Source organism: Photobacterium chitinilyticum, from assembly GCF_004104355.1.
GTDB classification, from domain to species: domain Bacteria; phylum Pseudomonadota; class Gammaproteobacteria; order Enterobacterales; family Vibrionaceae; genus Photobacterium; species Photobacterium chitinilyticum.
The window spans coordinates 18,091-31,331 of the sequence record NZ_RJLM01000006.1 but is presented as its reverse complement, the minus strand read 5'-3'; the positions used below and the strand labels follow the sequence as shown (position 1 = coordinate 31,331).

Here is a 13,241-nt window from a genome sequence, read left to right as displayed (position 1 = left end):
GTTGTTAACTCTCCTGCAGGTTGAGCCACTGCTCGTGGAGGAAATAAAAGCAGGGAAACCCTCCCTGCTTAATTCATTCTTCTCTGCTTTGATGCATTTGTGGGTAGTTTGCGGTCGCTTATTGTTTATTAAAGAACGCTTCGACTTTCGCCATTACCGCATCAGCTCGTTTAACTGCATCGCTAACACCAATTCGGACCACTGTTTTGCCTTCAAAGCGGTCTTCGTTTTTAATACCGATATCCTTGGTCAAGATAACCAGATCAGCAGCCTGAATATCAGCAGCCGTTAGCTCGTTTTCGATACCGATAGAGCCCTGAGTTTCAACCTTGCACTCCCACCCTTTGCCTTTTGCCGACTGGGAAATAGATTCAGCGGCCATATAGGTATGAGCAACACCAGATGGACAAGCGGTTACTGCAATAATCTTTTTCATTTTGTTCACCAATTCTTTAATACAAAAACTTATTCAATTGTTTATTCATCCAAGGCGCATCACTTCTATTCCAATACTGTCTTGGCTCATCAGTTAGTTAATTTCGAAATCAATGTCGATATCGTCTTCTTTCTCATCTACTTTCGAAGAGCGGCGTGCTTTAAGAAAATTGACCAGCAATGCCGTTACAATTGACCCCACTGCAAGTGCGATAACGAAGCTAAAACGTCCCTCGACAACCGGCAGTACAATCAGACCGCCCCAGGCTGCGTAGCTTTTGACACCCAGAATCGCGGCTGTCACGGCACCGGCAGCAGTACCAATCATGATGGAAGGAATAACACGGAGTGGATCGGCGGCTGCAAAAGGTATAGCACCTTCGGTGATCCCCATGGTGCCCATTAAGATGGATGCACGGCCCGCCTCTTGTTCATTGGCGTCATACAGTTTTTTGCCGATGAACGTTGCTAGACCCATACCGATAGACGGAACCGCAACAGCAACTGAACTGATACCGGCCACGTCATACAGCCCTTCACCGACACAAAGGATCACGAATGCATAAGCAACCTTGTTTACCGGACCGCCCATATCGAAGGCAATCATCATCCCCATGATGGTGGCAAGTACGACAATGCTTGAACCCTGCATCCCTTTTAGAAAATCGGTCAACGAAGCCGTTAATGCACCAATCGGTTCACCGATCCCCCATACAATCGCCCCTGCTGTAATGAAGGTACCGATAATAGGGATCACGAAAATAGGCATCACCGAACGGGCAAACGCAGGCACCTTTATCTTCTTCAGGTAAAAGACGACAATACCGCCGAGCAAACCGGCAAAAATGGCCCCGAAGAAGCCGGTGTTATACATGTTCGCCCCGATAAACGCGGCGATGGCCGATGGTGCCAGCGCCGAACGGTCGGCAATCGAGAAACCGATGTAGGCAGCAAGGATAGGCACCATTAACTGAAAACCGGCGACACCAATAAAGAACAAATCGTGCAGCCAGGTGCCTTCTTCAGGTACTGCACCTTCACCGTAAATCATGACCGATGCCGCCAACAAAATACCGCCAGCAACAACAAACGGGATCATATGGGAAACACCTGTCATTAAGTGCTGCCGGGTATTTTTTAATATTGTTATTAAATCTTTCATTGCCTCTTCTCCGTTGAGAGCTTTCATTTCGCTATTAACTATGGAGCAGAGTCAGGAGGGCTGGGAGTAGAAAAAAAAGCACTAAACTGGATTATTGTTAGATCGCAACCAAGCTGTGATCCAGCGCACCCAGTTAGCACTTTACTTAACCAAAAATAAAAACAAAGCATTGAAAATTAAAAAATTTACTCTTAATTATGCATTTCCACTTCAAAAATTAGGACTTGTTCAAGTTCATAGAATCGAGTGGATATTACAATAATCCAGTAGATGTGATTATTTTCCCATAGTCGACACTGGCAACTCGGCATATTGTCATTACATAAATCAAAAACGGGTTGTTCCTCGAATGAGCAACAACTCAATGAAAGGTACTGACGATGACACAAACACTCACTTTTACCTGTGAACTGCCAAACGGTGTTCATGCCCGCCCAGCCAGCCATGTCGAGCAGTTGTGCAATACTTTTGCTGCCGATATCAAATGGGAAAATACCCGAACAGGCAATATCGCCAATGCCAAAAGCGTTCTCTCGTTAATCGGCACCGATACCCTACAAGGTGACGAATGCATTATCACGATCTCTGGCGAGGATGAAATGCAGGCAATAGAGAAAATTACCCACTTCATCAAGACCGAATTTCCCCACTGCGACGAAGCATTGGAAACAACAGAAGAAACCGGGGATTTTGCCCCTCTTCCCCGCAACCTCAGCAACCTCAGCCCGGCGGTTGTACGCGGTCACTCGGTCAGCTCAGGACAAGGACGCGGCAAGCTGATCCAAGCTGGCGGCATCAACTTCGATAACTTTATCACTCTGCCGTCTTCAAAAGGGCTCGACGAAGAACAAAGCGCTTTGAGTACTGGACTGGAACAGTTACGCAATGCGTTAGTACTTCAGCAAAAAGCTGACAATAGTACTGCCGTAGCAGTAATTGATGCCCACCTTTCCATCCTGCGCGACGAGGAGTTCAGCGCTAAACTACTGAGCGGAATATCCGAAGGAAGCTGCGCAGCTGAAGCCATTATCGCAACAGCAAAACACTACGGTAAGCAGCTACAACAATCATCCAGCGCCTATCTGCGTGAGCGCGAGCTGGATATTCGCGATATCTGCTTTCAACTGCTCCAGATGATTTATGGTACGGACCAGTTCCGCTGTGACAACGCCCTGACAGAGCCAAGCATCTGTCTTGCCGATGATCTCACGCCAAGCCAATTTCTAGAGCTAGACAAGTCACTGCTCAAAGGTCTGCTATTAACCCACGGCGGCAGTACATCCCATACTGTAATTCTGGCTCGCTCTTTCAATATCCCAACCCTGATTGGTATTGAAGAAAGCGCTCTGAGTCCTTTTGTTAATCAAGAAGTGCTCATCGACTGCAAACAAGGTGTGGTGATCACCGCGATTACCCCTGAACTGGAGCGTTATTACCAGGAAGAGCTGCGGGTCAACAATGTTTTGGAGGCCCGCCATGCCAAATACCGCAACCTACCGGGCTGTACCGCTGATACAATCAAGCTGGAAGTCGCTGCAAACATTGCCCATGCCATCGAGGCAGAGCCGGCCTTTAACAACGGCGCTGAGAGTATCGGCCTGTTCCGGACCGAAATGCTCTATATGGACCGTACTACTGCCCCGGACGAAGACGAACTGTACAATATTTTCTGTCAGGCCCTGGAGGCTGCCAGTGATAAGTCGATCATCATCCGGACCATGGATATCGGTGGCGACAAGCCAGTCGACTACCTAAATATCCCGGCAGAAAATAATCCTTTCCTTGGCTATCGCGCCATTCGGATCTACGAGGAATATATCGAGCTCTTCAAAACCCAGTTACGGGGTATTCTGCGGGCATCGGCACACGGTTCACTGAAGATAATGATCCCGATGATTTCCTCTGTTGAAGAAATTCTGTGGGTAAAAGACGTACTGGCCGAAGTTCGCCAGGAACTGCGAAAGGAAAAAGTCCCATTTGACGAAAAGATCCCGCTCGGAATCATGCTGGAAGTGCCTTCTGTCGCCTTCATCATTGACCAGTGCAGCGAAGAAATCGACTTCTTCTCAATTGGCTCGAATGACCTAACCCAGTACCTCATGGCCGTTGACCGCGACAACGCCAAGGTGACCAAAACCTACAACAGCCTAAATCCCGCCTTCCTGCGCACCTTAGATCATGTCGTAAGGGAAGTGCACCGCCACGGCAAGTGGATTGGATTGTGTGGTGAGCTGGGGGCCAAGGGTTCTGTACTGCCATTGCTGGTTGGCCTTGGTCTCGACGAAATATCAATGAGTGCACCGTCAATTCCTGCAACCAAAGAGCGCCTCTCCAAGCTCGACAGCCGCAAGTGCCGCCAACTGCTCAACAAAGCCATGGCATGCCGAACTGCGATGGAAGTCGAGCACCTTTTGGCACAATTCAGAATGGCACAGAGCGATGCACCGCTCATCACCACCGAGTGCATTGTGCTTGATGCGGATCTTGGCAGCAAAGAAGAAGTGATCAAGACACTGTCTGACAACCTGTACCTAGCCGGACGCTGTCGCTATCCCGACAAGCTTGCCGATGATCTATGGGCACGTGAAGATGTCTTCTCAACCGGACTCGGATTCGGCTTTGCTATCCCACATACCAAGTCGGAACATATCGAGCAATCAACCATCAGTGTCGCCAAACTCGCCCAGCCGATCCTCTGGGGTGACGACGAGGCACAGTTTGTGATTATGCTGACCCTCAACAAGCATGCTGCCGGTGATCAGCACATGAAGATCTTTTCTAAGCTAGCGAGAAAGATAATGCATGTCGATTTTAGAGACAGCCTCCAGAAAGCGACCAGCGCCGAGGAAATCGAACAGCTACTGCAAGGTGCCATTGCCGAATAGATAGTACTTACTTCGGAGGCCAACGAGGTTTCTCATGGCCCCTCACCCGAATATTACGATGACTTCAACTAACCATTAATAAGGATTTTGTCATGATTTCAACCACAATTTTTCCCGGTCGATATGTCCAGGGCAAAGACTCTCGTCAGTTGCTTGGCGAAGAGCTTGCCCGTTTTGGCAGCAAGGGCCTTCTCATCTGTGATCCATTTGTTTATGACAACCTTCGCCATGAGTTCGAACCCTATATCAGCAGCCGGGTAGAGATCGATGTCGTTCGCTTTGAAGGCGAATGCTGTACCGAGGAAATCGCCAGACTGGTCGAGCAGCTGAAAGCCTTCGGCGGCCAGTTTGTTGTCGGCCTCGGCGGCGGAAAGACACTGGATACAGCAAAAGCCACTGCCTACGAGGCCGAGGTGCCCGTTGCCATAACCCCAACCCTTGCAGCCAGCGATGCTCCATGTAGTGCACTGTCTGTAATTTATACCCAGACAGGTGAATTCAAGCGTTATCTGGTATTGCCGACCAACCCCAACCTGGTATTGGTCGATAGCCAAATCATTGCCAACGCCCCGACCCGCCTGCTGGTTGCCGGAATGGGAGATGCCCTGGCAACCTGGTTCGAAGCCGAATCATGCAAGCAAAGCTTTGCAACCAACATGTCAGGTCGACTTGGTTCAATGTCTGCCTATGCGCTGGCTCACCTTTGTTACACCACCTTGCTGGAATATGGTGCCAAGGCAAAATCCGCCAATGATGCCGGCGTAGTCACTCCTGCCCTTGAGCATATTATCGAGGCCAACACCCTGCTCAGCGGGCTGGGTTTCGAAAGTGGTGGTCTTGCCGCCTCGCATGCGATCCACAACGGCCTGACGATACTCGAGCCTACTCATGCTTACCTGCATGGTGAAAAAGTTGCCTTCGGCGTGCTTTCATCTCTGTTCCTGACCGACAAGCCAGCAGCGAAAATCAACGAAGTCTTTAACTTCTGCGAAGCTGTCGGGCTGCCAGTCACTCTAGAGCAAATTGGCCTGAAAGAGGTTACCGACGAGGGGCTCATGGCCGTAGCCGAAGCCAGCTGTGCCGAGGGAGAAACTATTCATAACGAGTCAATGCCGGTCACCAAGGAAATGGTATTTGCCGCGCTGAAAGCGGCTGACGCGGAAGGCAGACTACGCCGGCAAAAGAGCTAACTCCAGAATGAATGATCTACTCACCGAACTGCTGGCAGAAGAGAGCCGACTGCAGTTTGCCTATTTCAACCACCAGCGCGCCTGGGATCTCGGTTGCGCGCTTAAGGCAGCAGCCGAGCAACTTCACGCCAGTGTGGCTATTGATATTACGATAAACAACCAGTGCCTGTTCAGCTATGCCATGGCCAATACCACCATTGACAACTTGGAGTGGATACGTCGAAAACGCAATGTCGTTCATCGCTATCAGCACAGTTCGTGGTATATGGGGAATTATTACAAAGCGAAAGAAAGTACTATCGAGAAAAGCGCTCTGGTTGATCCGCGAGAATTTGCGCCCTATGGCGGAAGTTTTCCGCTGACGATCCGCAATACCGGTGTCATTGGAACAATCTCCGTCTCGGGGTTGCCGCAAAAAGAAGATCACCGACTTATTGTCAATGTCCTGGAGCGCTTTCTCGATCCACATGAAACAGAGGAAAATCGTGCATGATACGCCATATTCTATTGATAGAACTCAATCCCGAAACCGGCCCCGAGCAGGTAGATGCCGTCAGGCTTGCTTTTGAACAGATCCCCGGGCAGATTGAAGGCGTTACGCATGTTGAATGGGGAGTCAATGACAGTCCCGAAGGCAAAAACCAGGCTTTCACCCATTGCGTCTTGATGACCTTTAAAAACGAGGCCGCCAGACAGGCCTACCTTCCTCATCCAAAACATGATGCGCTAAAAGTCATTTTTCGTCCGATCATCAAAAATCTTATCGTCTTCGACTATAGTCTCTGACCAATAATTGAGGTTTATCACAATGAAATTTAAAGCTCTCAAACTTGCCATCCGAGACTGACACTTTCCACTATACGACCAAGCCCTCTTCATCGAGGGCTCGTTACTTTAAGGAGCCCTATGCAAGATCCACGTATTATCGCCGACATTCATGATGACACCATTATCGAGTTTGGTCGGGACGTAATTCAAACCGAGCTCAACGAAGCCCAACAGCTGTTACAACGCCTGAAGAAAGACTTTGCCGAAGCCTGCAGACTCATCGCGCAATGCCAGGGCAAAGTTATCATCACCGGTATCGGCAAATCAGGTCATATCGGAAAGAAAATTGCCGCCTCTCTGGCCTCGACAGGCTCCCCCGCCTTCTTTGTTCATCCGGCCGAGGCATTGCATGGCGATCTGGGTATGGCAACCAAGGGCGATCTCATCATCCTTATTTCCTACTCCGGCGAAGCCAGCGAATTCAAATTTATGCTACCGAGGCTACAGGAGCTTGGACTAAAAACCATCGCGATGACTGGCAACTCATCATCATTTCTGGCCAGCAGCTGTGATCTCTTCATGGATATCAGTGCGACCCAAGAAGCCTGCCCGCTCGGCCTAGCCCCAACATCCAGCGCTGTTAATACATTGATGATGGGCGATGCGCTTGCGATTTCCGCCATGAGGATGCGTAACTTCGACCACCATGATTTTGCACGATCTCATCCGGCAGGCAGCCTAGGCGCCAAGCTCCTGCTGAAAGTCGATAATGTGATAGACACAGCCCTGGCATCGCCGCAGTGCTCGCCACATAACACATTGGTGGAAGCCATCTCGCTACTATGTGCTTCTGGCTTGGGACTGCTCGCCGTTGTCGAGAACGGGAAGGTTGTCGGCGTCTTCACCGATGGTGATCTGCGACGTGCGCTGGAAAAAGAATCAGCCCTAAACCAGAGTGTCGGTGAAACCATGACCCGCAACTTTATTGCATCCCGCCAAGGTGAGCTCTGCAGTCAAGCCCTTACAATAATGCTAGACAACAGTATCACGGCGCTGCCGGTACTGGATGACGAACAACACTTTATAGGAGTGGTCAACCTTACTCAGCTGCATAAAGCTGGTATTTATTAACCAGCATATAAGACGATGGCATGGCGGAACTATCAATCATGCAGGTAGCCGACCCCGGCACAAAAATGGCTACTTGATGTGGACTAGTCTGCAAGGTTGTGAAAGCTAATAATATCGCTGAGTTTCACGTTAGATAGAAGAAGCTCAGCGGTTCATAACAAGTTGCCTTGGCTATTTACCACCAACAGCTATGACAGCTTACTGCGGTAGTGAACACGATACTCGGATGGTGAGCGGTTGGTATTTTTCCGAAATGCCCGACAGAAGTAGTTACTGTCTTTAAACCCACAATTATGGGCGACCTCTTTCACCTTCATATCGTATTTTTTCAACAGGTACTTTGCCTTCTCCAGCCGTGCCTTAATAAGGTAATCCTGAAACTTCACTCCCCCCTTGCTGTAGAACAGCTGCGACAGGTAGTTAGGGCAGATATAGAACTCCTTGGCGACAGATTCCCTGGTGATCGATTCTTGATAGTGATGGTCAATATAGTCCCGAATAGCCTCAAATATCGCATGCCCCTTTGACGGCGTCTCGGGCGGGTGAGTAAGGAGTTCCTGTGAATTGCTAAGTAATGAATGGATTAACAACTGCGCGGTTTGTTGTTCTTCCTGATGCCAGCACAGCTCTTCCAGTGCACGTAAGATAAACGTTCCTGTGCGTGGCCCCCTTCGAGGTATATGTCGTTTAAGCGGCGCTTCAAAAGCCTCGCCATTCCAGTGTAACAGGCTAAACCCCAGACTCTCACGGCCGAATAGCAGGCTCAACGTTGTCACCGGCCCGGTAAAAGTCGGTTTGTTCCAGCAAAAGTCAGGAAGATACAAAACTTTACCCGGCATCAGTTCAATATCGGTACACACGCCATCCTGGGTAGCTATCTGCATCGGCAGACGTCCCTCCAGTACCAACTCAATCCGCGGAAAGTCGACCTGATAGGCTAGCTCCGGCGGCACTGGCTGATTACCGCCAAACAACACCTGATCAAACGGGCACGCCTGCCCCACCAACTCACTGATAGCCATCTCTATTGATAAGCTGTAATCCATAAGATCCGAGCCAACGTCAGTCCATTAAATGACAGTATTATAAGTAATTATTACACTTCGACCCTGTTTGACATCACAGCCCACCGTTAAAAGTTAGCCAGGAAGTACGGAATTATCAGCGCATTGGCCAAATCGATAAAGAAGGCACACACCAACGGTACGATAATAAACGCCTGATGCGAGTTACCATAGCGCTGAGAGACCGCAGACATATTGGCCATTGCGGTTGGGGTCGAGCCAAGCGAAATCCCGCCAAACCCCGAACAAACGACTGCTGCATCGTAGCTTTTGCCCATAACAGGGAATACGATGAAGATATTAACCACAATCGCCACAATAAACTGAGCACCGAGAATAGCAAATATAGGCCCTGCCAAATCCACCAATGTCCACAACTGCATACTCATTAACGACATCGCTAAGAAAGTCCCCAGCGATACATCAGCAATTAATGCAATCGCAGGCTTGCGAGACGGCCATTTGGTACCGGAAATCCGAGGGTAGGCATCTGGAATTAGATTTGTTATCACAATCCCCGCAAACAGACAGGTTACAAACAGTGGCAACTGCAGCCCTAACTCTGCAATCACTTCATTTAGAATAAAACCTAAAATAGCGCAGATATGGATAGCAAAAATCGCATCCAAGAAGTCGAAGCCGGAGATTGCCCCATTACCATTTTGCGATTCATCAGCGACACCGACATCCAGCTGCTCTTTATGATCGGGCTTGAGGTCGTAGCGAGTGATCAGGAATTTTGCTATTGGTCCCCCCATCAAACTTGCCAGTATCAGGCCAAATGTCGCACAGGCAATACCAATCTCCATCGCATTGCTGATACCGAACCCTTCAGAAATACGGGGAGCCCATGCTATCGCCGTCCCGTGACCACCAATTAAAGACACACTGCCTCCCAGCATACCAACGGCAGAGTCAAGGCCAAACATAGCGGCAACGCTGATCCCGGTAAAATTCTGGACGAGCATGTAACCAATTGTGATTGCGAGAAGCACCACCAGGGGAATCCCTCCTTTAAGGAGATCCTTAAGGCTGGCATTGATACCGATAGTGGTAAAAAAGTACACCAACAATACATCCCTCGCCATCAGATCAAACTCAATTTCAATATCAGTAACGACATAAACCGTCGCGATCAAAACTGAAAAGAGAATCCCGCCCGTTACAGGCTCAGGGATACTAAATTCACGCAATGGCGCAAACATTTTGTTAAGACGACGACCGACAAAAAGGACAAGAATACCTATCGTCACAGCAAAAAAAGAACTTAGTTTTAAGATCCCGTTAACCCAGTCCATTTCCATTACTCATCCACCCTAATTCGCACTTAGTTGATAACAGTTAGCATGTAGCTTTTTGCTTTGGTTACAATTTCCATCACTAACATTAGCCAATGAAAATCAATTAAACAGAAATTCAGTAAACAATTATTAACTACGAGAGCTTAATCAAGGATGAACTAGCATGAATTTTCAGACATTAACATTCAAGTGATATGCACGTTATAATTAATTCAAACACCAAATTAATTCCGAGAGTGGGGGGATATGTAATCATCCATAGTTCCAATATATCGAAAAGTTAAAATACATACACACTGATTGGTTCACCGTCATGAAGCAACATAGAGCGGTGCAAGCTGAGTATAAAATATATTCCGCTCGCGCATACGGGATTTTATAATTCTCCCCCTCTAAGGGCGCACAACATTCATTCACAATACGCATATATGGAAATATCAACTCAGGATATTCAATCGGATTTAAATCACAAAAACCATCTAGGCAGAACACATTTTTCATCAATATATTTGAGGTTGAGCATGCATTGATAAACACCATTAAATAACATTTTTATCTGAAGAGTTAAAAATATTATCAATTTAAAAATCACGTTGACATCAAATTAAATATAATATTATTCATTACAATTAATAAATTCACTTTTTATAAATACATTCAATATCTACAGAAAAGAACGATAGTGCTATTCTGCTCTCTCTTTGAAGAAAATTTGATATTCATCCAATATAATTAAGAACGCTATTTTTGGTACTTGCCAACACAAGAGAACTATCCCCAAAACAGCGTTTTGTTATAAAAAGTAACATGGCCGAACCAATTTTATATGCATCATAGTTAGCACGAATTCAAACTTAAACATTTGAACCGAGTCAAGTCTGCGGAAATAAAACCTCAAATAACAATGACACTCTGCGCGATAGAGTCTTTACTCTACTCCTATTTACATCAAAAAAACATGATAAAATTAACAATTATGATTCAAGGAGCAATCAAACTAATTTAATAATGCTAATGTTGGACACTCTTGTTATCGAACAAGTCAGTTGGCATACGATTAATAAAGCAACAAAAAGTAACTCTTACGTTGCGACTTGAACAAGAAGTGAGAGCTTTAATGTATAAAATAAAAGATTGGATTCTCATCAAAGATGCATCACTTTTGCGCCATTTCGAGACCAATGAAGAAAAACGTATCGGCAGCCATGACTTTCTAGTCTTACTGGCTCTCTGTTCTGACGCTGGGATGGTTGTTTCTAAAGAGACAATCCTCGAAAAGGCATGGCCAGGAAAGATAGTCTCTGACAGCTCTATCACTCAAGCTATCAGTAACATACGTACTTTAATTGGTGATAACGGCAAAGAACAAAAGTGGCTGAAAACCATCGCCAAAGTTGGATATAAACTCGAGAGCGAAATAGTCAAAAACATCTCAAAAGAGGAAAATAGCGAAGAAACAAATAACAATATAGCAGCCATTGCTTCTCCTATAAAAACATCCTCATCACAGATAAATATTGAACCACTACATATCGCGAAAAAAAAGTGGCCTTATTTTTCTGGTTCTCTGATTTTTATGCTTTCATTTTACCTATTAGGAGATGCTCCTTACTTACCATATATAAATGAAATAAAAACAAGTAAATCTATAACACCACAACAGGTATATTCGGACAGCATATTAAAAGTTTATTCAGATAACGATGAGTTCACTAGCATTGTTTCCGATTCAATTAATAAATCACTTATATCAATACCAAATGAAAAAACACCAAAGTCAATTTATTTAATGCTGAAAAAACACTACTTGTCTATTGTGATTATTGATAAGAATGAATCACCACATAATAGAGTCATTCTTCTTGAGAACAATGAATCCGCATCTGAAATAGAAGAACTCACAATTAAAGAGGTCGGTCGTTTTGTATCTTAAAAGTTTTTTCCTTGCAAGCTCAATGGCTGTGTTTAGTATCAGTAGTTGGGATTTTATGAACAAGAAACCAGCAATGGCCTACAGTGGCGCCTATCATTTAAATTCTACAGGTAGCTCGTATCACGGGAAGAGAAATATCGAAGTTTTCATTGAAGACCAAAATATCGATATTACGACTATATTCTCAGAGTCAGGCCTCAAAAATGTCGTAGAAGTACATACTAAGGGAACCATCAATAAGGACAACAATGGCCAATACTCGATGAGCATTACCGATGAAAACTACAATAAAGGGTTGATTGTCTCTGCTAGCGACATCCGCATGTACAATGATTTACTCAGCGCAGCAAGGAAGCTTCCAGGCCACAGTAAGTGGAAGGTAGTGGAGTCAACAGAAAACTACATTGTGATTGCGACCAACCAAGGTGACGGCTATTTGATGGCACTGAATCGGTATCAGGTCAATTAAGTGAATACAACTCGATTAGTCGAATACCATGCCTAAAAAGCAAGACACCTCGTTAGAGGTGTCTTGGCCGCGTGACAACGTCACAAATTACCATTCCGCACGACATTGAAGATTAAGCAGGTTTAAGCTCTGACAATACTCTTCATCGACTCCTGTTGGCTTCGCATAACTTCTTCCAGCTTTTGGCGGGCGTCCCGAATCACATCAAGATAAAACTGCATTTGCTGGCCTTCATCTTCCATTGCCGTCTCATGCACCTTCTGATCGGCCTCCAGCACCTTGCCGTCAGCCTGCTTCTGCTTGGCATGATAGTCAATCTGCGTGGTCAGTAACTGGCCGACTCCGGTCAGGATTTGGGTTTTAGCCTGCTGAATGCTATTCACAGTCTGCAGCTTGGCATCAGAGATGTTCATCTTCAGCGCCTTCACGCCACCGCTCACCTGCATCGCACCAGAAGCAATCGAAATACCGGCTGAGATCCAGCCAGATAGACGTTCTAGCTCGGCCTGTTCGCGCATTTTATCAGCCTGCCCCAAAATACTACCGACTGCCGCCTCTCGTTCAGTCATCCTGCTTTCACGTGCTTGTTGGCGCTGCGTCGTCGCAAGCTGATGCATCATAGTCAAAATATCGCTAATTTGGACCATCGTATCTTCATGATCCAGTTTGCTTATGTCCTTGAAGGCCATTGAATAGTCTGCACCGGTTCTCGGTAGTGGCGACTCTAGCATCTGAAATCCTGCAGGGCGGTTCGCCGCTGCTGCGCTCGTATGCTGCAATAGGACTGGTGGTGTATTAGCCTTTTTAGCCGCGTTACTGCCAGTTAAGGAGGCTGTCTCGTCAAGCATAAGATCTTGCTTATTGAGACTTGGGCTCTGCGTATTTACTGGTGTTATCATTCTT

12 protein-coding genes are annotated in these 13,241 nt (G+C 46.6%); 7 read left to right on the top strand and 5 right to left on the bottom strand.

Annotated elements, in window-relative coordinates; translation table 11 throughout:
- Positions 1 to 118: 118 nt before the first annotated feature.
- Entirely contained in the window at positions 119 to 436 is a 318-nt protein-coding gene (locus EDI28_RS15355) for a PTS fructose-like transporter subunit IIB (RefSeq protein ID WP_128784777.1), read from the bottom strand.
- Positions 437 to 529: 93 nt separating this feature from the next.
- Positions 530 to 1,597: a PTS fructose transporter subunit EIIC gene (locus EDI28_RS15350; RefSeq protein WP_128784776.1), complete on the bottom strand. Its 1,068-nt coding sequence runs from the start codon at positions 1,595 to 1,597 to the stop codon at positions 530 to 532.
- Between the two features lie 380 nt (positions 1,598 to 1,977).
- On the opposite strand from EDI28_RS15350, the gene ptsP reads away from it, so the two are divergent.
- The 5 genes from ptsP (at position 1,978) to EDI28_RS15325 (ending at position 7,571) form a co-directional block, all read left to right on the top strand.
- Positions 1,978 to 4,482 (top strand): phosphoenolpyruvate--protein phosphotransferase, encoded by a 2,505-nt coding sequence (gene ptsP, locus EDI28_RS15345; RefSeq protein WP_128784775.1) that lies wholly within the window; start codon positions 1,978 to 1,980, stop codon positions 4,480 to 4,482.
- A 92-nt stretch (positions 4,483 to 4,574) separates the two neighbouring features.
- The gene (locus tag EDI28_RS15340) at positions 4,575 to 5,672 is read left to right on the top strand and encodes a glycerol dehydrogenase (RefSeq protein ID WP_128784774.1); all 1,098 of its coding nucleotides are present in this window, start codon (positions 4,575 to 4,577) and stop codon (positions 5,670 to 5,672) included.
- 7 nt (positions 5,673 to 5,679) lie between these two features.
- The gene (locus tag EDI28_RS15335; protein ID WP_128784773.1) at positions 5,680 to 6,165 is read left to right on the top strand and encodes a heme-degrading domain-containing protein; all 486 of its coding nucleotides are present in this window, start codon (positions 5,680 to 5,682) and stop codon (positions 6,163 to 6,165) included.
- Positions 6,162 to 6,458, top strand: a complete 297-nt coding sequence (locus tag EDI28_RS15330) for a Dabb family protein (protein ID WP_128784772.1) — start codon at positions 6,162 to 6,164, stop codon at positions 6,456 to 6,458. The genes EDI28_RS15335 and EDI28_RS15330 overlap by 4 nt, the downstream gene beginning before the upstream one ends.
- A gap of 120 nt (positions 6,459 to 6,578) precedes the next feature.
- Positions 6,579 to 7,571, top strand: coding sequence for a KpsF/GutQ family sugar-phosphate isomerase (locus EDI28_RS15325; RefSeq protein WP_128784771.1), 993 nt, complete (start codon positions 6,579 to 6,581; stop codon positions 7,569 to 7,571).
- Positions 7,572 to 7,759: 188 nt separating this feature from the next.
- Here the strand turns inward: EDI28_RS15325 and EDI28_RS15320 are convergent, their stop codons facing one another.
- The gene (locus EDI28_RS15320) at positions 7,760 to 8,617 is read right to left on the bottom strand and encodes a helix-turn-helix transcriptional regulator (RefSeq protein ID WP_199287444.1); all 858 of its coding nucleotides are present in this window, start codon (positions 8,615 to 8,617) and stop codon (positions 7,760 to 7,762) included.
- A gap of 86 nt (positions 8,618 to 8,703) precedes the next feature.
- Positions 8,704 to 9,933, bottom strand: a complete 1,230-nt coding sequence (gene gltS / locus EDI28_RS15315) for a sodium/glutamate symporter (protein WP_128784959.1) — start codon at positions 9,931 to 9,933, stop codon at positions 8,704 to 8,706.
- A gap of 1,120 nt (positions 9,934 to 11,053) precedes the next feature.
- Between gltS and EDI28_RS15310 the strand changes: the two genes are divergently transcribed.
- Together EDI28_RS15310 and EDI28_RS15305 are read left to right on the top strand one after the other, a co-directional pair.
- On the top strand, positions 11,054 to 11,869 hold the full coding sequence (locus EDI28_RS15310) for a winged helix-turn-helix domain-containing protein (protein WP_128784770.1): 816 nt from the start codon (positions 11,054 to 11,056) through the stop codon (positions 11,867 to 11,869).
- 55 nt (positions 11,870 to 11,924) lie between these two features.
- Positions 11,925 to 12,338 (top strand): hypothetical protein, encoded by a 414-nt coding sequence (locus EDI28_RS15305; RefSeq protein ID WP_128784769.1) that lies wholly within the window; start codon positions 11,925 to 11,927, stop codon positions 12,336 to 12,338.
- Positions 12,339 to 12,460: 122 nt separating this feature from the next.
- On the opposite strand, the gene sctB is transcribed toward EDI28_RS15305, so the two are convergent.
- A complete protein-coding gene (sctB, locus tag EDI28_RS15300; protein ID WP_128784768.1) occupies positions 12,461 to 13,237 on the bottom strand; it encodes a type III secretion system translocon subunit SctB in 777 nt (258 codons plus the stop codon).
- Between the last annotated feature and the right edge of the window lie 4 nt (positions 13,238 to 13,241).